At 46.7% G+C, this 22,968-nt stretch carries 20 protein-coding genes; 17 read left to right on the forward strand and 3 right to left on the reverse strand.

What is annotated here, in order from left to right; all coding sequences use genetic code 11:
• The first annotated feature begins 166 nt into the window (after positions 1-166).
• The 16 genes from folD (at position 167) to murA (ending at position 16,617) form a co-directional block, all read left to right on the forward strand.
• Positions 167-1,030, forward strand: a complete 864-nt coding sequence (gene folD, locus J6578_RS03435) for a bifunctional methylenetetrahydrofolate dehydrogenase/methenyltetrahydrofolate cyclohydrolase FolD (RefSeq protein ID WP_100150851.1) — start codon at positions 167-169, stop codon at positions 1,028-1,030.
• Between the two features lie 246 nt (positions 1,031-1,276).
• Entirely contained in the window at positions 1,277-1,855 is a 579-nt protein-coding gene (locus tag J6578_RS03440) for a hypothetical protein (RefSeq protein WP_100121060.1), read from the forward strand.
• A 125-nt stretch (positions 1,856-1,980) separates the two neighbouring features.
• On the forward strand, positions 1,981-3,009 hold the full coding sequence (gap, locus tag J6578_RS03445) for a type I glyceraldehyde-3-phosphate dehydrogenase (RefSeq protein ID WP_239352219.1): 1,029 nt from the start codon (positions 1,981-1,983) through the stop codon (positions 3,007-3,009).
• A 213-nt stretch (positions 3,010-3,222) separates the two neighbouring features.
• A complete protein-coding gene (locus tag J6578_RS03450) occupies positions 3,223-4,989 on the forward strand; it encodes a M61 family metallopeptidase (RefSeq protein ID WP_287953901.1) in 1,767 nt (588 codons plus the stop codon).
• Positions 4,990-5,036: 47 nt separating this feature from the next.
• Positions 5,037-6,008 carry a hypothetical protein gene (locus J6578_RS03455; RefSeq protein ID WP_287953902.1) on the forward strand — a complete coding sequence of 324 codons (972 nt, stop codon included), beginning with the start codon at positions 5,037-5,039 and terminating at the stop codon, positions 6,006-6,008.
• A complete protein-coding gene (gene recJ / locus J6578_RS03460; protein WP_287953903.1) occupies positions 6,005-7,702 on the forward strand; it encodes a single-stranded-DNA-specific exonuclease RecJ in 1,698 nt (565 codons plus the stop codon). Before J6578_RS03455 ends, recJ begins: the two co-directional genes overlap by 4 nt.
• A 206-nt stretch (positions 7,703-7,908) precedes the next feature.
• Positions 7,909-9,588, forward strand: a complete 1,680-nt coding sequence (pilB, locus tag J6578_RS03465; RefSeq protein WP_239363778.1) for a type IV-A pilus assembly ATPase PilB — start codon at positions 7,909-7,911, stop codon at positions 9,586-9,588.
• Between the two features lie 48 nt (positions 9,589-9,636).
• Positions 9,637-10,869: a type II secretion system F family protein gene (locus J6578_RS03470; RefSeq protein WP_239363775.1), complete on the forward strand. Its 1,233-nt coding sequence runs from the start codon at positions 9,637-9,639 to the stop codon at positions 10,867-10,869.
• A 6-nt stretch (positions 10,870-10,875) separates the two neighbouring features.
• Positions 10,876-11,727, forward strand: coding sequence for a prepilin peptidase (locus J6578_RS03475; RefSeq protein ID WP_037406839.1), 852 nt, complete (start codon positions 10,876-10,878; stop codon positions 11,725-11,727).
• On the forward strand, positions 11,724-12,338 hold the full coding sequence (coaE, locus tag J6578_RS03480) for a dephospho-CoA kinase (RefSeq protein WP_239363772.1): 615 nt from the start codon (positions 11,724-11,726) through the stop codon (positions 12,336-12,338). Before J6578_RS03475 ends, coaE begins: the two co-directional genes overlap by 4 nt.
• Complete coding sequence (gene zapD, locus J6578_RS03485; protein WP_093092648.1) at positions 12,335-13,096, forward strand: cell division protein ZapD; 762 nt, start codon at positions 12,335-12,337, stop codon at positions 13,094-13,096. Before coaE ends, zapD begins: the two co-directional genes overlap by 4 nt.
• Entirely contained in the window at positions 13,096-13,293 is a 198-nt protein-coding gene (gene yacG / locus J6578_RS03490; protein WP_239352202.1) for a DNA gyrase inhibitor YacG, read from the forward strand. Before zapD ends, yacG begins: the two co-directional genes overlap by 1 nt.
• Positions 13,294-13,341: 48 nt before the next feature.
• Positions 13,342-14,259: an ABC transporter ATP-binding protein gene (locus J6578_RS03495; protein ID WP_287953904.1), complete on the forward strand. Its 918-nt coding sequence runs from the start codon at positions 13,342-13,344 to the stop codon at positions 14,257-14,259.
• Positions 14,256-15,017, forward strand: a complete 762-nt coding sequence (locus tag J6578_RS03500) for an ABC transporter permease (protein WP_093092642.1) — start codon at positions 14,256-14,258, stop codon at positions 15,015-15,017. Before J6578_RS03495 ends, J6578_RS03500 begins: the two co-directional genes overlap by 4 nt.
• A 56-nt stretch (positions 15,018-15,073) precedes the next feature.
• Entirely contained in the window at positions 15,074-15,322 is a 249-nt protein-coding gene (locus tag J6578_RS03505) for a BolA family protein (protein WP_100150862.1), read from the forward strand.
• Between the two features lie 38 nt (positions 15,323-15,360).
• Positions 15,361-16,617, forward strand: coding sequence for a UDP-N-acetylglucosamine 1-carboxyvinyltransferase (gene murA, locus J6578_RS03510; protein WP_093092640.1), 1,257 nt, complete (start codon positions 15,361-15,363; stop codon positions 16,615-16,617).
• Between the two features lie 274 nt (positions 16,618-16,891).
• Here the strand turns inward: murA and J6578_RS03515 are convergent, their stop codons facing one another.
• Genes J6578_RS03515 through cysT form a run of 3 tightly spaced genes read right to left on the reverse strand, consistent with a single transcriptional unit; the run spans position 16,892 to position 19,712 of the window.
• Positions 16,892-17,974, reverse strand: a complete 1,083-nt coding sequence (locus J6578_RS03515; RefSeq protein ID WP_287953905.1) for a sulfate/molybdate ABC transporter ATP-binding protein — start codon at positions 17,972-17,974, stop codon at positions 16,892-16,894.
• 29 nt (positions 17,975-18,003) lie between these two features.
• Positions 18,004-18,876, reverse strand: coding sequence for a sulfate ABC transporter permease subunit CysW (gene cysW, locus J6578_RS03520; RefSeq protein ID WP_100139513.1), 873 nt, complete (start codon positions 18,874-18,876; stop codon positions 18,004-18,006).
• Complete coding sequence (gene cysT / locus J6578_RS03525; RefSeq protein WP_100121118.1) at positions 18,876-19,712, reverse strand: sulfate ABC transporter permease subunit CysT; 837 nt, start codon at positions 19,710-19,712, stop codon at positions 18,876-18,878. The genes cysW and cysT overlap by 1 nt, the downstream gene beginning before the upstream one ends.
• A 327-nt stretch (positions 19,713-20,039) precedes the next feature.
• Between cysT and ppc the strand changes: the two genes are divergently transcribed.
• A complete protein-coding gene (ppc, locus tag J6578_RS03530; RefSeq protein WP_287953906.1) occupies positions 20,040-22,742 on the forward strand; it encodes a phosphoenolpyruvate carboxylase in 2,703 nt (900 codons plus the stop codon).
• The last annotated feature ends 226 nt before the right edge of the window (positions 22,743-22,968 follow it).

Raw genomic sequence — 22,968 nt, forward strand, 5'->3', positions numbered from 1 at the left:
GATTTTTTTGCCATATTTTTGAATTATTGCCAATTTATGTTGGTGGCAGTAGATAAAAGCAGATGAAACAGCCGCAAAAAAATGCGACAATACTATTTTTCTGAATATTTAGTTACTGGCTGCTGGCTAGCAGCATAATTTTTCCTTTCTATTCTGGAATATTCTGATGACGGCACAACTCATTGATGGTAAAAAAATTTCCCAACAAATTCTACAAAATCTGGCTGTGCGCGTACAACAGCGGTTAGACAACCAGCTACGCCGTCCCTGCCTGGCCGTGGTGCTGGTAGGCGAAGATCCGGCTAGTGCAGTATATGTACGCAATAAAAAGCGCGCCTGTGAAACCATCGGATTTGAATCACGCAGCTACGAGCTGCCAGTGCAGACCAGTGAAGCTGAGTTACTGGCACTGATTGACGAGATGAATGCCGACAGCGGCGTTGACGGTATTCTGGTGCAATTACCTCTACCGGCACACATTGATGGACAGCAGGTACTGGAGCGGATTGTGCCACACAAAGATGTTGATGGTTTTCATCCGTATAATCTAGGCCGTTTGGCTGTCAAAATGCCGTTAATGCGCCCATGTACGCCTAAAGGGGTGATGACATTACTGGACGCTTATCAGGTTGAAATAACCGGAAAAAAAGCCGTCGTGGTTGGGGCTTCAAATATTGTCGGCCGGCCGCAGGCATTAGAATTGCTACTGGCTCGGGCAACGGTAACAGTTTGCCATAGTGCTACTCAGAATCTGGCGCAGGAAGTTGCTGCCGCCGATATTGTGGTAGTAGGTGTTGGTATTCCTGAATTTGTTAAAGGTGAATGGATTAAACCCGGTGCTGTGGTCATAGACGTGGGAATTAACCGGCTGGAAAACGGGCAGTTATGCGGTGATGTAGAGTTTGCCGTAGCCAAAGAGCGTGCGGCAATGATTACGCCGGTACCGGGCGGAGTTGGACCCATGACTATTGCTACCTTAATGGAAAATACACTGCAAGCCGCAGAAATTCACGATACACAGCAGCTCTGATACTATCTCAACACAAAATGAGACAATAATGCTGTGTATTGAACTGCAGGCAGAAACCCTATATCGGCGTTTAACCCGTATATTGTTATGTTGCAGTTGAATAAGGTAGCAATACTGAATCACAGATTACTCTGCAAGCACCGGCAAAACTCCGGAACGCTGTATCACCAAGCGTCACAGGAGAGCTGGCAGTATTAGTGAAGTAGCTGTCTTGGTTTTTTAACAATCTATTGTGGTATTAATTTAATGTATCAATTTTTTCTGGACGCATGGGCTGCCCTGCGCCTGCGCTTTTATCCAAAAACGCATTATCATTACTCTTTGTTGATCATAGTACCGGTTTTGCTGGCACTGGGTCTGATCAATATGGCTAATATGTCCCAGCTTTTGGGACAACAGACTGGCATAACTGTTTTTATTCTGGCATTAACGGTGTTGCGCTGGGGTATCCTGAGCAAGACAATGCAGGTCATTTTAGGCTACTACAACAAGCAGCCGGGGCAATGGTACGGTTATGTACTGGTTACTGAGGCATTGATACTGCCAACGATAGCGATGCTGTACTGGCCACAGGCATTAGCCATGCCGGGATCTTTGTGGCTGATATGGACAATGGTGGTGCAGGCGTTTGGCTTTGTACGCATCAGCCAGCAAAATATTTTCAAAGTAGCTTTGGCTTATATTATCTATTTTATCGTTACCAGTCTGGCAGGAGGTATGCTGCTGTTCATATTCAGCACTATGGGCTGGCTGGATATAAACAGCATGGCGCAGGCTTTTCAGCAGATGCTGACCATACCCGCTGCTGAAACCGGAATACGTTAAAGCAGATGTAGAACCAAGCTGATTCCGCTATAATAATACATGGTGTTTTTTGTGTAATTTAAAACATTTAGCGCTTTTACCCAAAATTCACCTGACCGGTTTTGTTGATTTGAAAAGGAATAAGCATGACGTTAAAAGTTGCCATTAATGGTTATGGCCGTATTGGCCGTCAGGTATTGCGTGCAATTTATGACTATAACCTGCGCAACCAGTTTGAAATTGTCGCGGTAAATGCCAGCGGTTCACTGGAAACCAGTGCTCATCTGACAAAGTTCGATACCGTTCATGGCCGTTTTGCCGCAGATGTTTCATGCGATGAAGATGCTTTAATCATTAACGGCGATCGTATCCGCTTTTTCGCTACCCGCAATCCGGCAGAACTGCCTTGGGGTGAATTAGGTGTTGATCTGGTACTGGAATGTACCGGTGCATTTACCAGCAAAGAAAAAGCCAGTGTTCATTTACACAGTGGTGCGAAAAAGGTTCTGATTTCTGCGCCTGGCGGCGCCGATGTGGATGCTACGGTGGTATATGGTGTGAATCATCAGGTATTGACACCGGAAATGACTGTGATATCTAACGGCTCCTGCACAACCAACTGTCTGGCACCAGTCGCAAAAGCAATTAATGATGGACTGGGTATGGTAAAAGGTCTGATGACTACCATTCATGCGTTTACCAATGATCAGGTGCTGACGGATGTGCGCCATAAAGATTTGCGCCGCGCCCGCAGTGCAGTGGAAAACCTGATTCCAACCAAAACCGGTGCAGCTAAGGCGGTGGGACTGGTATTGCCAGAATTACAGGGAAAATTTGATGGTTTTTCGGTACGCGTACCTACAATCAATGTTTCACTGGTTGATCTGACCTTTGAAGCAGCGCGCGATACAAGCGTAGAAGAAGTGAATGCAATTGTTAAAGCCGCCAGTGAAGGCAGTATGCAGCATATCCTAGGCTACAATACTTTGCCTCTGGTTTCTACCGATTTCAATCATATGCCTCAGGCATCGATTTTTGATAGTACTTTAACCAAAGTCACCAATGGCAATATGGTAAAAGTGCTGGCATGGTATGACAATGAGTGGGGCTTTAGCTGCCAGATGCTCAATACCGCCCGTGCCATGTTTGGTATGGAAGTTACGCCGTTAGCCTAAGCTTGCTGCCAGCATGTACAGGCTGTCTGAATCCATCGGGCTATTCAGGCAGCCTGTACACATTCCGGCTAACCGGAATAAGATAAAACTATTAAGCCTCAGCCAGCCAAACAAACGACAATCATCGCGGATCTGGCTATACAAGCCAATAACTTTAATGCTCTAACAGATAAAACGCTGATCCGTCCTGCCCGCTTCATTAAGGCACAAATTATGCTTAATTATCATTTGCAATCTCACTCTCTAACCCAGCATTTGTGGCACGTACGTCTTCGTTTTACACAGCTTGATAATCAGGATTTCAGCCTGAGTTTACCCAACTGGTTACCCGGCAGTTATATGATTCGTGATTTTGCCCGCCACATTGTTACGTTATCTGCCAGTTGCAACAATACACCAGTAGCAGCCGAACAAGTCAATAAAAATACTTGGGTTTGCAACGGACAGGCTGGTAATTGGGAAATCAGCTATCTGGTTTACGCTTTTGATACTTCGGTGCGTGGCGCATTTTTAAGTACTGAACGAGGCTTCTTTGATGGTGCCTGCCTGTTTTTACGCCATAACCAGCGCCAGCAGGAAGTGTGCCAGTTAAGTATTACCGGCTTGCCGGAAAACTGGGACATCGCCACCACCATGCCAGCAACATCAAAGACACAAGTTTATCAGGCCAGTAATTATCGTGCCCTGATTGATTATCCGGTAGAAATGGGCCATCTGCTGCGCCTGCCATTTACAGCCGGTGGTATTGAACACGAAATTATCATCAGCGGACACTTCTCGCCGTTTGACCAGCAACGTCTGATAGATGATGTGGCCAGAATATGTGCCTGTGAAATAGCCATGTTTGCCGCACCGGCACCATTTGAGCGATACAGCTTTTTATTATTTGTCGGAAACGGCATTTATGGCGGACTGGAGCACAGATCATCTTCGGCACTCATGGCAGACCGGCATGATCTGCCACAAACAGATGGCAAAAACAGCGATGCCTATATCACTTTATTGGGATTATTCAGTCATGAATATTTTCATGCATGGAATGTGAAATCTATTATTCCATCCGCCTTTGCCAGCAGTGAGCTGAATACCGAAGCATATACCCGTCTGCTATGGGCATTTGAGGGTATTACCTCTTATTATGATGACTGGTTTCTGGTACGCAGTGGCGTGATTACTCCGGTTCAATATCTGCAACTGCTAGCCAAAACCATAACTCGGGTACAACAAGGTGCAGGCCGGCTGAAACAAAGTCTGGCCGATTCCAGTTTCACTGCGTGGACCAAATACTATAAACAGAATGAAAACAGTGCCAATGCTATTGTCAGCTATTACCAGAAAGGTGCACTGGCAGCCATGTGTCTGGATCACTATATACGCCAGCAAACCGGACAACAGAAAAATCTGGACGATATTATGCGTGCTCTGTATCACGACTGGCGTGAGCGAGGCATGGGTCTGGCCGAAAATGAATGGCTAGAAATCGCTCAACAGGCCACTGGTATAGATTTAACCGAGGTTTATCAGCAATATATTATGACTACCGCTGATTTACCTCTGGCTGAACAGTTGCAACAAGCTGGGGTACAGTTACACTGGGCGGCCTTGCCACGCCAGCATGGTGGTGCTTATGTTGAACATATCCCCGCCAGCGAACAGGCTTGCGCAGATCTGGGTGCCCGTTTTCAATCGGCAGCATTCGGCATCAGCCTACAACAGGTATTTAATCAGGGCAGTGCCGAAAATGCCGGTATGTGTGCTGGTGATCAGTTTATTGCCCTAAATGATGAAATCATTACTGATTTTGATAAACAGTGGGCGCGTGTTCATGTTGGCGAAACAGTGCGAATACATTTTATCCGCGACGGTCTGTTGCGACAGACAACTTTGCTGGCACAGGCTGCAATAACTGATACCGCACTGTTAAGCATTGATAATCCATTGCTGTTACAGCAGTGGTTGCAACCGCAATCACAGATTTAAGCTGATATATTTACCGTTACTTTTCTATTTACAAATATTGTGTATTCATGCCTGCTGACCATTTACATCTGACTCTTGTTCTGCCTGGCTTATTATGGCCATATCAGAAAACCAGCGTACCAAAATTGTCGTTACCGGCGCTGGATATTCTGCGGCAGTGGAGCAAATACTCCTCACAAATAGCCAGCAGAAGTCTGCTTTACCAGCAGCATCTGTGGCAGGGTTCGTGGTTGCAACAGGCCAGCCAGCTAATAAACTCTGAATCAAATGGTTATGCCCTCATTGTTTCCCCAATCAGTCAGACAGCCGGCATGCATCAGCTTCAGTATCTGGATGGAAAGGCTCTGGGGCTGAGCTCAGAAGAGGCAAAGGCTTTCTGTGAAGTACTAAATACATGGCTACAGGCAGACGGCTGGCAGTTTTATCCAGCAAAACCGGATCTATGGCTGGTTACCGCCCCACAGATACTTGAATTTACCCTACCATCTTTACTGGATTTGTCTGGCAGCATTGATGGTACGACCAAACCAACAGGACCCGATGCAACCCTGATTCTGCAACAGCAAACCGAACTGCAAATGTTACTGCATCAGCACCCATTGAACCAACAACGTAGTGCTCGTGGTCTACCCATAATCAATGGTTTCTGGTTTGAACAAGACAGCACGGGTACAGCTAACAATGAAACAATACTTTATTCTGACAGCTCGTGGGCATTTCATGCACGTAGCTTGCCGGCAAATTATGCCGAATTAGCTAATTCTCTGTCCGGCGAACAGGAAATAGTACTGTTTAATGATGATTTGTGCTTGCCAGTTAATCAAGGCGATGTTTACACCTATACTCAGATACTGCAACAATGGGAGCAGGATTGGTGGCAACCGCTACTGACAGCTCTGCAAAACAGACAAATTCATCACCTGAATATCCGATGTGAAGCCGGTTTGCTTAACATTCGCAAATCTTGGTTACGCCCATTCTGGCGCAAAACGGAATCCTTTAACGGATTAAGCTTATGAAACCGGTTCGTATCCTTACTCGCCCGATTGATACCGTTGCACAGCAAACTTTACTTGCACAGGGAATTGATCCTTTGCTGGCAAAATTATATGCAACTCGGGCTGTTAAAAGCATAGGTGAAACTGAATATAGTCTGTCTGCCTTGCTGCCATTTCAAAGTCTGAAAAATATTCAGGCTGCCAGTGAACGGTTAGCACGGGCAATCGAACAGCAGGAAAAAATTCTGATTGTGGCTGATTATGATGCGGATGGTGCCACAGCCTGCGCACTGGGTATGCGCGGTTTACAGGCAATGGGTGCCAAAACCGATTTCCTCGTGCCAAACCGTTTCGACCACGGCTATGGTCTGACGCCACAGATTGCTGAACTGGCTGCTCAAGCCGGTACAGATTTACTACTTACTGTGGACAATGGTATTGCCAGTGTGGCAGGAGTACAGCATGCACAACAACTGGGTATGGATGTTCTGATTACCGACCATCATTTACCAGGTGAGCAACTGCCTGAATGCATTATTGTTAACCCCAATCAGCCCGGGGATACTTTCCCAAGTAAGGCTCTGGCAGGTGTAGGCGTGATGTTTTACGTATTAATGGCCTTACGCCACTATCTGCGCCAGCATAACGGGTTTAGCCATCACCCCGAACCGAATCTGGCTCAATGGCTTGATCTGGTGGCTTTGGGTACTATCGCTGATGTCGTTCCTCTCGATCAGAATAATCGCATTCTGGTAGCGCAGGGACTCAGGCGCATGCGCGCGGACAAAATGCAGGCCGGTATCCGCGCCTTATTTCATGTCGCAAAACGCAAAGCACAGCAGGCACATGCATTTGATCTTGGTTTTGCCATTGGCCCACGTCTGAATGCAGCAGGCCGGCTGGATGATATGAGTCTGGGTATTGCCTGTCTGCTAAGCGACAATATAGAAAGCGCAATGGATTTGGCTATGCAGCTGGATGACTTAAATCGTGAGCGCCGTCTGATTCAGCGCAATATGCAGGATGAAGCGAATCTGCAACTGGCCACTATTGACACAGAAAACAGCTACAGTATTGTTGCCTATCATGACAGCTGGCATCAAGGTGTAACCGGCATTGTTGCAGGCCGGCTACGCGAAACGTTTCATCGCCCCAGTATTGTTTTTGCCCGGGCAGAAGATGGAACGTTACGAGGTTCTGGTCGTTCAATCGCTGGTTTGCATCTGCGTGATGCACTGGATCTGGTTAGCAAGCGCCGGCCAGAAATCATTCAAAAATTTGGCGGTCATGCCATGGCGGCAGGGTTAAGTATAGTCGGAATACATCTGCCAGCTTTCCAGCGCGAATTTGAGGCTATCTGCCAGCAACTGCTTGAGCCAGCCGACCTTAATCATACCTATCAAACTGATGGTTCACTCAACAGTGAATATTTGAATTTAGACACTGCACAACAACTGGCAGCACTGGTATGGGGACAAAACTTTCCTGAACCATGCTTTTGTGACGAATTCAGGGTAATCCGGCAACGAAACGTTGGTAATGGTCATATCAAAGCAGTATTACACAAAAACAATTGTGAATGTGAGGCCATGTTTTTCCGCTGTAGCACTACCTTGCCAGAACGCATTCGCGCGGTTTACCGGCTGATCGCCAATGAGTGGCGTCAGCAAATGGAGCTACAATTATATGTAGATTACTGGGAAATTTGTGTCTAAACAAATATACAGGCTGTTTAAATACACAAATTCACTTATAATTAGCACAATTAAACATTAACATGAGTTTACTTTAATAGATAGATACATATCTGTACTGGGTACAAACAGCGTACAGGACACACCAGACTGTATGGCAAAGCCAGAACAGATACTTTATCCAGCAAGTGTAAACTCAAAAATTATTAAGACGGGAATTAGTTTGTATGAGTGTAGGATTGATTCGGGTTTTGTATAAGCACCAGATTATTGACGCAGAACAAGCAGAAAAACTGCGTCAGGAGCTGGAGCAGAAACGTCCGGTTATATCGGCACTGTTGCAATCTGGTACCATTAATGCCGATAAGCTGGCCAGCTTCCTGTCTGGAGTATTTAGTATTCCTTACCTGAATCTGGAACTGTATAGCCAAAATCTGGTACCGTTAGATTTAATCAATCTGAAAATTATGCAGCAACACATGTGCGTACCGATATTTAAGCGCGGTAACCGCCTTTTTCTTGCTGTATCTGACCCCACATCAATTCAACATTACCAGAAAATTGCTACCGATGCTGGCTGTATACTGAACTTAGTTATTGTTCGTGATGATCAGTTGCGTCAGTTACTGGAAAACCTTGATCAGGAGTCTAGCAGCCTGCTGGAAGGCATGGACTCAGTCGGTGACGGTGAAGCAACTGGCAGCAATGCCATGTCTGCCGATGATGAAGACGGTGAAAATGGGCCAGTTGCCAAATTTGTCTTCAAAATACTGGGGGATGCTCTGGCTAGCGGCGCATCGGATATTCATTTCGAATTTTATGAAGAAATAGCACGGGTACGTTTCCGTATTGATGGACAATTACGCGAAGTAGTGCGTATGCCCCTGAATATTCGCAGCCAGATCGCTTCTCGCATTAAAGTCATGTCCAAAATGGATATTTCAGAAAAGCGTGTTCCTCAGGATGGTCGTATTCAAGTTCAGTTCCGCAAAGGTGCCAAACCAATTGATTTTCGTGTCAGCACACTGCCCACGCTGTTTGGTGAAAAAATTGTAATGCGTATCCTGAATTCGGATGCAGCCACCCTCAATATCGAGCAGCTCGGTTTTGAACCATTCCAGAAAGAGTTACTGCTGGAAGCCATTCACCGCCCCTATGGCATGGTGCTGGTTACCGGCCCAACTGGTTCCGGTAAAACTGTATCACTTTATACCTGTCTGAATATACTTAATACCGACAGCGTTAATATTTCCACGGCCGAAGACCCTGCGGAAATTAACTTGCCCGGTATCAATCAGGTCAACGTCAATGACAAACAGGGACTGACATTTGCAGCAGCCCTGAAATCTTTCCTCCGTCAGGATCCGGATATTATCATGGTGGGGGAGATTCGAGATCTGGAAACCGCAGATATCGCCATCAAGGCTGCACAAACCGGCCATATGGTTTTCTCCACCCTGCATACTAATAACGCTCCGGCCACATTATCGCGTATGCTGAATATGGGTGTTGCTCCATTCAACATTGCTAGCTCTGTTAATCTGATTATGGCTCAGCGTCTGGTACGACGTTTATGTAGCTGCAAGGCACCAGCAGAACGTCCACCTGAATATGCTCTGAAAAAAGCCGGCTTCTCGGATGAAGATCTGGCCAAAGACTGGACATTTTACCGCCCAGTAGGCTGTGAACGTTGCAAGGGTAAGGGCTACAAGGGACGTGCCGGTGTTTATGAAGTGATGCCTGTCAGCGAAGAAATGCAACGTATCATTATGAACAACGGTAATGAAGTTGATATCAGCACACAGGCACTCAAAGAAGGACTGGTTGATTTACGTCATGCCGGTTTGCTTAAAGTTATGGAAGGTATCACGTCTCTGGACGAAATTCTGGCAACCACCAATGATTAAAGCTGATTGCCCATTTATTAAATTAAATCAATACTGTGGGAAATAACTATGAATAAACCAGTAGCAGTATCTAAAACCAAACCCGCCGGTATCACTTTCAGTTTTGAGGGTAAAAACCTTAAAACGGAACAGGTTGTGCGCGGGGAAGTAGTTGCAAAAAACGAAGCTGAAGCGCGTGCTAAACTGAACCGGCGTCAGATTCGCGTTATTCAGATTACCAAGCTTAAGAAACGGCGTCAGAAGAAAATCAGTCAGGCGGATATCACTATTTTTACACGACAGTTATCCACCATGATGAAGTCTGGCTTACCATTAATGCAAGCATTTGATATTGCTGCCAAAGGTCATGCCAATCCATCCATGACTCAGTTACTGACAGAAATTCGTACAGATGTTGAGCAAGGAACGTCTCTGGCAGATTCTTTTTCCAAACATCCAAAATATTTTGATGATTTCTACTGTAATCTGGTGCGCGCCGGTGAAGCTGGCGGTGTACTGGAAGGTCTATTAGACAAACTGGCAGTGTATAAAGAAAAAACCCAAAGTATCAAGAAAAAAGTTAAAAGTGCCCTAACTTACCCGGTTGTTGTCGTTATTGTTGCCATAGCACTGGTTTTTGTCATGATGATGTTTGTACTGCCCTCTTTTGCCAAGGTATATTCAGGCATGGGTGTACCGTTGCCTGGCTTAACTCAGATTATGATGAATATCTCTGACTTTTTCGTGCATTATGGCATCTTTATTCTTATAGCATTGATTATTGCGGGAGTTGGCTTTCATAAATGGTTTCAAAACTCGGCAGACCTGCGAAAACGCTTTGATCATATGTTGTTAAAATTACCTATCTTTGGACAAATTGTGCGTAAGGCAACCATAGCACGCTGGTCTCGTACTATGGCCACTCTGTTTGCTGCAGGTGTACCATTGGTAGAAGTATTGGACTCGGTAGCGGGAGCAGCAGGTAATATTGAGTATGAGGAAGCGACTCAGGAGATCCGTACCAAGGTAAATCAGGGTATTTCACTAACCTCAGCCATGCAGGCAACAGAGCTATTCCCTAATATGGTCATGCAAATGGCCTCTATCGGGGAAGAATCCGGTTCACTGGATTCCATGCTGAATAAGGCCGCTGAATTTTATGAAGACGATGTAGATACAGCAGTTTCACAATTATCTTCACTCATGGAACCTATCATCATGGTGGTACTGGGTCTGATTATCGGTGTCATTCTGGTAGCCATGTATTTACCAATGTTCAATATGGGCAATGCTATAGGTTAATGGCAGATGTTAACTGATACTCTGTTTTTTAGCGCAGTCGCATTAATATTGGGTTTTGCGGTTGGCAGTTTTCTGAATGTTGTCATCTATCGCTTACCCATCATGATGGAAAGAAATTGGCAGACTGAAGCACGGATGGCACTACAACTGCCAGTAGAAAATTCTACCCGCTTTAATCTGTGTGTACCCCCTTCAGCCTGCCCACACTGCCAGCATAAAATTCGCTGGTGGCAGAATATACCGCTGCTAAGCTATCTACTTTTACGCGGCCGCTGTGCCGCATGTGCTGTACCAATCAGTCCCCGCTACTTTTGTGTAGAGCTTTTGACTGGTCTGGCTTTTGCCGCAGTAGTCTGGCGTTATGACGTTACGCCTGTAGCAGCAGGTAGTATAATACTGACTGCCGCACTGATTGCACTCACCTTTATTGATGCTGACACCCAGCTCTTGCCTGACCAGATTACCTTGCCACTACTGTGGCTCGGCTTACTGTTTAACTGGTACTGTGAGTTTGTTCCCCTATCTGCTGCCGTCTGGGGTGCCGCACTGGGGTATCTGAGCTTATGGTCACTTTTCTGGTTATTCAAACTGTTAACCGGCAAAGATGGCATGGGCTATGGCGATTTTAAATTACTGGCTGCACTTGGTGCCTGGATGGGAGCCTCAGCATTGCCATTAATTGTGTTCATGGCCGCGATTGTCGGCATTATTGCCTCTGTTATCCTCAAGGTTGCCCGCAGCCAGCCAATGGCTTTCGGCCCGGCTCTGGCCATTGCCGGCTGGATTGTATGGATGGCAAACAGTCAGATTAACCAGCTGATTCACTGGTGGTTGCGTCTTTCTGGATTCGGTGCATGACATTTTGGGTAGGGCTATCCGGTGGAATAGGCAGTGGCAAATCCACAGCAGCAAGCTGCTTTGCAGCTGTGGGCGTACCCGTACTGAATGCAGATGATATTTCCCGTCAGCTCACCGCACCACAAGGTTTGGCCTTACCTGCAATCCGTAAACAGTGCGGGGAAAACCTGTTTCTGGCTGACGGCAGTCTGGATCGCCAGCAACTGCGTAATTGGGTATTTGCCGACTCATGCAATCGCATATTACTGGAAAATATTCTTCACCCACTAATCTGGCAAGGCCTGCAACAGGCCAAACGGCAAACCAGTTCAAACCAGCATTATGGCATTATAGAAATTCCTCTACTGGCTGAAAAACCAGAATTTCAACAACTGGTGCAACGTATACTCATTATCGATGCACCGGTTGATTTATGTATTCAGCGAGTTCAACAACGTAGTAGTCTGGACGAAACGACAATCCGTGCTATCATGGCACAACAGATTGACAGTAATAGCAGAAAAGCCATTGCTGATGATATTATTATCAACGATGGCAACTGGCAGGAACTTAACCAGAAAGTCATTCAGCAGCACGACTTCTATCAAGCTCTAACATCACCCAAGTTATGACAGATCTCATCCATTTCGAACACCCTTTGTCCGAGCGCGTGCGCAATTTTTTACGTATCGCACACTTGTTCAAGCACTTCCATGAAGTCGTGGTACGCAGTGAAATATGGGCACATCATTGTGCACTGTTTTCACTGTTTGAAATCATGGAAGCAGCCGCACGTGCCGAACTGAAACTGGATATTCTACAAGAACTGGAACGCCAAAAAGGTCTGGCACGGCAGCGTGGTGAAGAAGGTAATGCCGCGCTGGAAACTATCCAGACTGCCATTTCGAATCTGCAAAACGTCCAGCAAAAATTTGGACAACATTTGCGTGAAAATGAATGGCTGATGGCAATCAAACAACGCATGTATGTACCCGGAGGTACCAGTCCGTATGATTTGCCTTCATATTATTACTGGCAGCAGAAAGATCCGGCAGAGCGTGAAAATCAGTTACGCCAGTGGATCGAGAGCCTATTACCTACTTATGAGGCCATCAGTCTGCTACTGAAAATCCTACGCCATAACAGTCTCTCAGTAGAATGTCTGGCAACTGCCGGCAGTTACCAGCATAATAGTTTGGGACAGAATATCCACCTACTTGGCATCAATGTTGCCCAGAACGCTGCGGCATTACCAGAAGTATCTGCCAATAAATACTTCACCCACATTCGCTTTTTACAGACATCACAACAACAGGCACGTGGATCAGTTCTAACGACAGACATCCCATTCACTCTGGTTATGTGCAGCTTCGATCCGGTAATCAAATAATGACAGAGAAAATCACCATTGTTATTTGCCCCACCTGCGGACAAAACGTTGCGTGGATTCCAACCAACCGTTTCCGACCATTTTGTTCAGAACGTTGCAAAATGATTGATCTTGGCAACTGGGCCAGTGAAGACTATAACCTGCCAGCAGATGAAGACCAGCCCCTGAGCGAAGAAATAAAATCATCAGGATCCTAACCATCAGCAAAATATTATCACCAACCATTGCAGATATCCATTTAACCTATGACTTCCACTGCTCTTTGCATTAATCAGGCTGTTAAAACCTATGCCAATGGTTTTACTGCTTTAAAAGGCGTCAGCTTCAGCGTTGAACCGGGTGAGTTTTTTGGATTGCTCGGTCCCAATGGTGCCGGCAAAACCACACTTATTTCAGCAATGGCTGGTCTGAGCCGCTTAACTTCAGGCCAAATCAGCATTTGTGGCCATGATGTGCAACATGAAGCAAATATCACCCGCAAACTTTTAGGCGTGGTGCCTCAGGAACTGGTCTTTGATCCTTTTTTCAGTGTACGCGAAGCACTGCGATTTCAATCTGGTTATTTTGGATTACGCAAAAACGATGAATGGATAGATGAAATCATTGTCAGTCTGGGTCTGGCAGACAAAGCCAATACCAATACTCGCAACCTCTCCGGCGGCATGAAACGCCGTGTCATGGTGGCACTGGCACTGGTACATCGGCCACCGGTCATCATACTGGACGAACCCACTGCCGGCGTAGATGTCGAACTAAGACAAAACCTGTGGCAATTCATTACCAAACTGAATACAGCTGGACATACCATCATTCTAACAACGCATTATCTGGAAGAGGCACAGTCATTATGTAACCGCATTGCCATGCTTAAACATGGCGAAATTGTAGCACTGGACAGCACCCAGAACCTACTGGATACCGAGGCTGATTTACAACTGACATTAACATTAGATCAATCACTACCAGCTAACCTGCATCAGCATCTCATACAAGAAGATGGCAACAATTATCTACTGAAACTTGCTGATTACAGCCAGCTGGCCACCTTGTTACAAAACCTGCAAACCCAGAACATCAACGTCAGAAACCTGCACATCATGGAAAACGATCTGGAAAACGTCTTCCTGCGCCTGACCAGCGATCATGTGAAAGGCGAAAAATGAATACCATTGGCTGCTATACCCTGTTTAAAAAAGAAGTACTGCGTTTCTGGAAAGTAGGCTTTCAAACCCTATCCGCACCCATTCTGACTGCCTTACTGTACCAGCTGATTTTTGCTCACGTTATGCAAGGGCGTCCAGATATTTTACCGGGAGTTAGCTACAATGCATTTCTGATACCGGGGCTGGCGATGATGTCCATGCTGCAAAATGCCTTTGCCAATTCATCCTCAAGCCTGATTCAATCGCGTATTACCGGCAATCTGATATTTATCCTGTTACCACCATTAGGTACAGCAGCTTTCTTCTGCGCATATGTAGGGGCATCCATTCTGCGCGGATTAATGGTGGGAATTGGTGTGATAGCCGTTACCGCTGTTTTCGGCCTACCTCTGCCTTACCACCTCGGCTGGATAATCACATTCGCTCTACTGGGGTGTGCAATCATGGGGATGTTTGGCCTCATGGCTGGTATTATTGCAGAAAAATTTGACCAGCTGGCGGCATTTCAGAATTTCCTCATCATGCCCCTGACTTTCCTATCTGGCGTATTCTATTCTATTAACAGCCTACCAGCATTCTGGCGCTCCCTCAGTCATTTCAACCCGGTTTTTTACATCATTGACGGCTTTCGCTTCGGCTTTTTTGGCCAGAGTGACGCTTCCCCTTGGCTGGCCTTAACAGTAGTTGGCAGCTTTGCCATTGGCCTGTGTATTCTTGTCTGCGCCATACTGAAATCTGGCTGGAAATTACGCAATTAGACATACTAAAACGCTATAATAGCCGTCATTTATCAATAGCCATTCTGGAGCCCGTCATGTTAACACCTGAAGAGGTTAAAGCCATGATTGCCAGCCTTCTGTCTTGCGAATATCTCGAGGTTGAAGGTGATGGTCATCATTTTTTTGCTCAGATTGTATCCTCTGCTTTTACCGGAAAGAGTCGACTAGCCCGCCATCGCATGATTAAAGATGGTCTGGCACAACAGATTGCCAGCAATGAATTACATGCACTATCCATTACCACCGCAGCCACACCTGCTGAATGGGCAGCAAAACAGCATTAATCGGCAGATAGTTTTTACTGCCATCATTGAGAATTTATATGGAAAAATTAAAAATCCGTGCTAACGGTGCATTAAACGGTGAAATTATTATTTCCGGCGCCAAAAACGCAGCTCTGCCTTTATTGTGTGCATCACTACTGACACGAGATACCCTACATTTAACCAATGTCCCCATGCTGCGTGACGTTAAAACTACCCAAAAACTATTACAGGGAATGGGCGCACGTGTATTAACAGACAACGTACATGAATTCGAAATCAACTGTAGTGGCATCAACAATACCTGTGCACCATACGATCTGGTCAAAACCATGCGTGCTTCCATTCTGGTGTTGGGGCCAACACTGGCACACTTCGGCGAGGCTCAAGTCAGCCTGCCCGGCGGCTGTGCCATCGGTTCGCGTCCGGTAGACCAGCACCTGAAAGGACTTGAAGCCATGGGTGCTGAAATCAGTATTGAGCATGGTTACGTTAAAGCCCGTGCCCAACGTCTGCAAGGTGCACATATCGTCATGGATATGGTTACCGTAACTGGTACAGAAAACCTGTTAATGGCTGCAACACTGGCAGAAGGCACGACCATTCTGGAAAATGCTGCCATGGAACCAGAAGTCACCGACCTTGCCGACTGTCTGGTTAAAATGGGTGCCAACATTCAGGGCATAGGAACCCCAACCCTAACCATTACCGGCGTAGAAAAACTGCATGGCTGTACCCACCGCGTAGTTCCGGATCGCATTGAAGCTGGTACTTTCCTGTGTGCAGTAGCCATGACTGGCGGTAAAGTCGTTCTCAAGCATACCGCCCCTAAAACCATGCTGGCCATTCTGGAAAAACTGAGTGAAGCCGGTGCCATTATTGAAGCGGGTGACGACTGGATTAGCATTGACATGCAGCAGCGCCCCAAAGCCGTAGATATACGCACCCTGCCCTATCCGGCATTCCCAACCGATATGCAGGCACAATTTATGGTGATGAATACCATCGCCAATGGTAACAGTAAAGTAGTAGAAACCATCTTTGAAAACCGCTTTATGCACATACCAGAACTCAACCGCATGGGTGCCCGAATATCAGCCGAAGGCAATACCGCTATTATAGAAGGTGTAGAACAACTATCCGGTACCACCGTAATGGCCACCGATCTACGCGCGTCAGCCAGTCTCGTACTAGCCGGTCTGGTTGCCAGTGGAGAAACCACCGTTGAACGTATTTACCATCTCGATCGTGGTTACGAAAACATTGAACAGAAACTCAGTGGCGTAGGCGCCATTATTGAACGCGTTAGCAACTAGTAAGCATTACCATCACATAACAGGGCTATCGGAAAAATCCAGATAACCCTGTTTTTATATAATATACATATAAATTCAAATACCAAAGAAGTCATAATCTGGTTTCTGAACAGTCATTTTCTATATATCAATCAATTATATAAATTATTTAAAACATTAAACAAAAAATATTAATTAGTACGAAAAAACAGATAACTCAATATAAATTAATCACCAATACAGGGGATTTACGTATCAATTAACAGCAAGTCTGAAGCTTAATTCTCACATACCATTAAATTACATAATCCACTAGTTCCGGCAAACTGAACATAGTTAGGCGTTGTGGTTTGAACCACACCGTTTGTGATGGTTGCAGAGCCAGTGTGCGGAATTCTGCTGGTGACAGCCACACCTGTATACGCTGTTTATTATCCTGTCGCCGTAGCCACAACCTGATCTGTGCACCGATAACATGTATTTCTTCTACAATTGCAGCCGCAATCACATTATCCTGAATACGAGTTAATAGCTGTATTTCCTGCGGACGCACATAAACAGCCACATTCTGGCGCGCATATTCATTCGTGGCGACCGGTTCGCAATAGCTGCCCAGACACAGTTGTCCCCGTTCAATACAGGCATCTTCAAAAACATTCACTTCTCCCAGAAACTCGGTAACAAATACATTCCCCGGATTATCATACAAAGATGCAGCCGCACCACTTTGCTCAATTTTGCCCTGATTCATGACCACAATCTGATCTGCCATTTCCAGAGCTTCTTCCTGATCATGTGTAACCAGCACACTGGTAATGTCCAACTGATGGTGAATTTCTACCAGCCACCGGCGTAACTCCTTGCGTACCTTAGCATCCAGTGCACCAAACGGCTCATCCAGCAATAGTAGTTTTGGTTTAGTTGCCAGTGCCCGTGCCAGTGCAATACGCTGGCGCTGGCCACCGGATAATTGCTGAGGGTATACCTTTGCCAGCCACTCCAGTTGTACCAGCTGCAATAATTCCTCCACCCGTGCGACTATCTCTGCTTTACTAGGGCGCAAGCGGCGTGGCAATACCTGCAAACCAAAAGCAACATTATCAAACACTGTCATATGGCGAAACAGCGCATAGTGCTGAAACATAAACCCAACCTGCCGCTCACGCACATGCAGATTGCTGACGTCCTTATCCGCAAAAAACAGTTCGCCCGAATCGGCGTATTCCAACCCGGCAATAATGCGTAACAAAGTAGTTTTGCCACAGCCGGAAGGGCCAAGCAAAGCTGTCAACGAACCAGACGGCACCTGTAAATTAATATCCTGTAAAGCGTGATAATCACCATAATATTTGTTTAAATGTTTAATACGAATACTCATAATCGCCACTCAACACAGTACCTTACCGTTTAATCCGTAACTACTACCTGCCGACGTTGAGCATCCGTGTACAAACGTGCCTGATGCCAGTCGAGAAATTTCTGTAATATCAAAGTACATAACGCCAGCAAAGCCAGCAAACTGGACACAGCAAACGCACCTACCATGTTGTATTCGTTGTACATCATCTCTACCAGTAACGGCATAGTATTCGTTTCACCACGAATATGACCCGAAACCATACTAACCGCTCCAAACTCACCCATCGCACGCGCATTAGTCAGAATAATGCCGTACACCAGTGCCCATTTCAGATTGGGTAAAGTGATACGCCAGAACATTTGCCAGCCACTGGCACCCAGTATCATTGCCGCCTGCTCTTCACTGCTTCCCTGAGCCTGCATTAATGGAATTAATTCACGCGCTACAAATGGAAATGTTACAAACAGAGTAGCCAGCACCATGCCCGGAACGGCAAAAATAATCTGTATTCCATGCGCAGCCAGCCAGCTACCAAACCAGCTATTACTGCCAAACAACAATACAAACATCAGCCCAGCGACAACAGGCGATACCGCAAAGGGCAAATCCAGCAACGTTGTCCACAACTGTTTGCCACGAAAAGAAAAATGGGTTAACAACCATGCCAGTGACACCCCCAAAACCACATTAATCGGCACCACAATTAGAGTAATCAACAATGATAATCGAATAGCTGCCAGTGCTTCATCATCAGTCAAAGCAGCCAGATACAATTGCCAGCCTTTTGCCAGCGCAAAGCTGAATACCGACAACAATGGCAGCAGTAACAGCACACCCAGAAACAGCAGCGTTATGCTAATCAGCACATAGCGCAGCCAGCGCGGCTCAGTGAGCAATTCATTAGTTTTAACGGTACTCATCAATATCGCCCCTGCGTACGCCGGCTCAAACGCCACTGCCATAAATTCAGCGTAAATAAAATAGCAAAAGAAATAATCAGCATAAATAGTGCTACCGCTGCTGCGGCCGGCAAATCAAACAGTTCAAACTTACTGACAATAATCAGCGGCAGAATTTCCGATTTAAACGGCACATTCCCTGCTATAAAAATAACTGAACCATACTCACCAGTGGCACGCGCAAAAGCCATACCGGCACCCATTACCAGTGCCGGCAAAACTTCCGGTAACAGCACTCTGAATATAATTATCAATCTGGATGCACCCAATATCGCTGCCGCCTCCTCATATTCTCCCGACAACTCAGCCAACACCGGCTGCACGGCTCGCACCACAAATGGTAAGCTAACCAGTAGTAATGCCAGCCAGATGCCTGTCGGCGTAAATGCTATCTGCCAGCCAAACCGGGCAAATATTGCACCTATCCAGCCAGTAGGTGCATATAAAGTAGCCAGAGCCACCCCCGTTACCGCTGTCGGTAATGCAAATGGTAAATCCACCAGAGCATTGACCAAATCCTTGCCGCAGAAGTGATAGCGTACCAGCACCCATGCCACTAACGTCCCCAGCAGTACACTGGCCAGCATCGCCAGTAAAGACATTTTCAGCGTCAGCCATACCGCAGCAAGGGTTCGCGGTTCAGAGATTACCCGCACAAAACCCTGCCAGCCCAAATCAGTAACCGTCCACACCAGCATTGCAAATGGTAATAACACCAATAATGACAGCGATAGCACACTCACGCCCAGACTAAGCGTAAAACCGGGCAATACAGATGGCTGTTTCAATAACAGCATAACTTTTTCTCCCAGAGACCCGACAGAAACCAGCAATACAAGCAGCAGCACGATAAAAAATACCGGCACATATTGGCTTCTTCTACTCAAGCTACATACCAGTAGCAAAACACATCAAACCAAACAGCAACATCGCCCTGCTGTGCTACAGGCACCAACAATATAAAAGGCGGTTCGGACAATTGAGAAAGAATATATTTTTGTAACCTAAGAAGCAGTAGTTATAACCCATTACCAAATCAACAGTATTGCCGGCAGCATCACCACGTAATATCATAGAGAAAGCTATTCAACATAAACATAGCAATCTGCAAAAGCGAGAAAACCATGCCAACACCCCTTCTGGACAAACATAAAGATGCCCCTTTATCGGCAGACATCAACTTTCTGACTCAGGCATTATTTAACATCCTGCAACACGAAACTACCGCAGCCGTCCAAACCATATTACGCCAGCTACACAATGGCAACCAGCCACAAACCACCATCCAGCAGGCTCTCCCCACCCTCGACCTGCGCCAGCAGCAAGACCTGATTCGCGCGTGCAGCCTGTTTGCACAAGTATTAAACATCGCCGAAGATGCCCATCATGAACGGCGGCGACAAGCATACGACAACAACAGCCAGCACCCCGGGCGCACCAGCTTTATTCGCGTTATCAACCAGATTCAGCAGCAGCATATCAGCACCTCCGAGCTGGAACAAACCTTACAGCACACCAGCATCAGTGCCGTTCTTACTGCCCACCCTACCGAAGTACAACGCCAATGCATTCTTTGTTTCCATCGCCATATCCGTACCATCCTAAACGAACGAAACCGTACTGATAAACATCACAGCGAAGAATTACAACAACAGACTGAAGCAATCCTGCTGGCTTTATGGCAGACAGATGAAACACGTCATTTCAAAATCAGCGTGAGCGATGAAATCTACAACAGCGTAACCTATTTTCCATTAAGCTTTTTCAAAGCTGTACCCGCACTGTATCGCAAGCTGCAACAGAAACTTGCCAGCGTCTACCCGCAAGCCAGCCTGCCCAATGTACTCAGCATAGGTGGCTGGGTTGGAGGCGATCGTGACGGTAACCCCTTCGTCAATGCCGATACATTAAAGGAAGCCTTCACCTTTCAGGCTAATACCCTGTTTCAGCATTATCACCAGTGTCTGGATGAACTGCACCAGCTATTGCCCCTGTCATCTCGCTGTGTTCAGGTTGATCACACCATACTACAGATGGCCGAACAGTCACCAGATACGGCCACAGCACACAAAGAAGAACCCTATCGGCGTGCCCTCACCTATATACAGGCACGCCTCAGTGCCACAGCACAACAACTGCGCATCCACTCAGACAGCACACACCACAACCTGCCCCCCTATCAACAGCCGGCAGAATTACTGCATGAACTCAATAACATCTCCAGCTCACTGCAACAAAATGGCAGTGCCCTGCTTAGCCACGGCAAACTAGCCGATCTGATTCGTTCTGTTTCCCTGTTCGGCTTTCATCTCATGTCTATAGACTTACGCCAGCATGCAGCCAAACATGCCGAAGTTGTGGCCGAACTGTTCACCCATGCCGGTCTTGAAACCTTTCAGACCTTAAGCGAAGCAGCCAAACAGCGCGTACTGTTACGTGAACTGAGCACCCAGCGCCCCCTGTATAGCCCTTATATTCAGTATAGCCCCCATACCATGGGCGAACTGGCTATTTTCCAGACTGCAGCCTACATCAAACAACACTATGGCGAAACAGCCATCAACCAGTGCATCATCTCTAATACCGAAACCGTTAGCGACATACTAGTAGTCGCATTACTGCTTAAAGAAACCGGCCTGCTGAGTATCAGTAACGAGAAACCCACCAGCCGTATCAACATCGTGCCCCTGTTTGAGACTATTGATGCCCTGCACAATTGCCTCGACATCATGGATAACCTCTTTAACCTGCCTTGGTACCGTGCATTCCTACACAGCCGCGATAACCTGCAAGAAATCATGCTGGGTTACTCTGACAGCAATAAAGATGGCGGCTACGTCACCAGCCAGTGGGCACTGTATCGGGCTGAATCCAGACTGGTACAACTGTTTGACCGCCATCATATCCGCCTGCGCCTGTTCCATGGTCGCGGCGGCAGCGTTGGTCGCGGCGGAGGGCCGTCTTTTGATGCCATCATGGCACAGCCAGCCGGCAGCGTGGCCGGACAGATACGCATTACCGAACAAGGCGAAGTCATCACCGCCAAATACGCCGACCCCAGCAATGCCGAACGCAACCTCGAAGCACTGATTGCCGCCACCCTCGAAGCCACCGTATTACCACCACAAAATAGCGAACCCGACAGCAAACTAATGAACGCACTGTCTGCCAGCGCATTCAAATACTACCGCCAGCTGATTACCTTTCCCGGATTTATTGATTACTTCCTGCAAACCAGCCCAATTCAGGAAATTGCCAGCCTCAATATCGGCAGCCGCCCTGCCAGCCGTAAAACACTGAGTAAAATTCATGATTTACGCGCCATTCCGTGGGTATTTTCCTGGACTCAGAATCGCCTCATGCTACCAGCATGGTATGGTTTTGGCAGTGCCGTAGCCGACCTCATCGAACAGGACAGCAGCAATCTGCAACACTTACAACAACAGGCACAACACAGTCCTTTTTTCCAGACCATGCTTTCCAATATGGATCAGGTGATGGCAAAAGCCGATCTCACCATTGCCAAAGCCTATGTCAGCCTTGCCAGCGATCAGGAGGCCGCCCAAACTATTTACAGCATGCTGGCGAACGAATTCGAACGCAGCCGACAAGCCTTACTCAACATTCTGCAACGCCAACACTATCTGAGTGACAACCGTACACTGGCACGCTCACTGGCCTTACGCATCCCTTACCTGAACACCCTAAACTGGCTTCAGGTTCATTTGCTGCAACAACTGCGCCAGCAACCGGATAACAGCGAAATACTCCAGCTTATCCACCTAACCATTAACGGCATTGCTCAGGGATTACGTAATACCGGCTAAATATCATAGGCAGAGCAGCGGATAGCCCATCTGCATCTGGGTGTCTATCAATCCTCTGCTTACCAAACCATGCCCAATCCGGCATCTGCATTTCAGCCCTGAATAAAGTATTTAAATACCCAGATAAAAAACCACGTATAAATTGCGCAATAAGATCAAAATCGCAATTGCCCCAGCAAAATCCGCCATAACCCTACAACAGTCGCTTGAAATAGCGCCACAACGA

Origin of the sequence: Snodgrassella sp. (genome assembly GCF_024103505.1) — a bacterium.
In the GTDB taxonomy this organism is placed as follows: domain Bacteria; phylum Pseudomonadota; class Gammaproteobacteria; order Burkholderiales; family Neisseriaceae; genus Snodgrassella; species Snodgrassella communis.

What these genes read in the sequence shown, in the direction of transcription:
- folD (WP_100150851.1), top strand. Translation starts at nt 167, where the DNA reads ATGACGGCACAACTCATTGATGGTAAAAAAATTTCCCAACAAATTCTA.
- J6578_RS03440 (WP_100121060.1), top strand. Translation starts at nt 1,277, where the DNA reads ATGTATCAATTTTTTCTGGACGCATGGGCTGCCCTGCGCCTGCGCTTT.
- gap (WP_239352219.1), top strand. Translation starts at nt 1,981, where the DNA reads ATGACGTTAAAAGTTGCCATTAATGGTTATGGCCGTATTGGCCGTCAG.
- J6578_RS03450 (WP_287953901.1), top strand. Translation starts at nt 3,223, where the DNA reads ATGCTTAATTATCATTTGCAATCTCACTCTCTAACCCAGCATTTGTGG.
- J6578_RS03455 (WP_287953902.1), top strand. Translation starts at nt 5,037, where the DNA reads ATGCCTGCTGACCATTTACATCTGACTCTTGTTCTGCCTGGCTTATTA.
- recJ (WP_287953903.1), top strand. Translation starts at nt 6,005, where the DNA reads ATGAAACCGGTTCGTATCCTTACTCGCCCGATTGATACCGTTGCACAG.
- pilB (WP_239363778.1), top strand. Translation starts at nt 7,909, where the DNA reads ATGAGTGTAGGATTGATTCGGGTTTTGTATAAGCACCAGATTATTGAC.
- J6578_RS03470 (WP_239363775.1), top strand. Translation starts at nt 9,637, where the DNA reads ATGAATAAACCAGTAGCAGTATCTAAAACCAAACCCGCCGGTATCACT.
- J6578_RS03475 (WP_037406839.1), top strand. Translation starts at nt 10,876, where the DNA reads ATGTTAACTGATACTCTGTTTTTTAGCGCAGTCGCATTAATATTGGGT.
- coaE (WP_239363772.1), top strand. Translation starts at nt 11,724, where the DNA reads ATGACATTTTGGGTAGGGCTATCCGGTGGAATAGGCAGTGGCAAATCC.
- zapD (WP_093092648.1), top strand. Translation starts at nt 12,335, where the DNA reads ATGACAGATCTCATCCATTTCGAACACCCTTTGTCCGAGCGCGTGCGC.
- yacG (WP_239352202.1), top strand. Translation starts at nt 13,096, where the DNA reads ATGACAGAGAAAATCACCATTGTTATTTGCCCCACCTGCGGACAAAAC.
- J6578_RS03495 (WP_287953904.1), top strand. Translation starts at nt 13,342, where the DNA reads ATGACTTCCACTGCTCTTTGCATTAATCAGGCTGTTAAAACCTATGCC.
- J6578_RS03500 (WP_093092642.1), top strand. Translation starts at nt 14,256, where the DNA reads ATGAATACCATTGGCTGCTATACCCTGTTTAAAAAAGAAGTACTGCGT.
- J6578_RS03505 (WP_100150862.1), top strand. Translation starts at nt 15,074, where the DNA reads ATGTTAACACCTGAAGAGGTTAAAGCCATGATTGCCAGCCTTCTGTCT.
- murA (WP_093092640.1), top strand. Translation starts at nt 15,361, where the DNA reads ATGGAAAAATTAAAAATCCGTGCTAACGGTGCATTAAACGGTGAAATT.
- J6578_RS03515 (WP_287953905.1), bottom strand. Translation starts at nt 17,974, where the DNA reads ATGAGTATTCGTATTAAACATTTAAACAAATATTATGGTGATTATCAC.
- cysW (WP_100139513.1), bottom strand. Translation starts at nt 18,876, where the DNA reads ATGAGTACCGTTAAAACTAATGAATTGCTCACTGAGCCGCGCTGGCTG.
- cysT (WP_100121118.1), bottom strand. Translation starts at nt 19,712, where the DNA reads ATGCTGTTATTGAAACAGCCATCTGTATTGCCCGGTTTTACGCTTAGT.
- ppc (WP_287953906.1), top strand. Translation starts at nt 20,040, where the DNA reads ATGCCAACACCCCTTCTGGACAAACATAAAGATGCCCCTTTATCGGCA.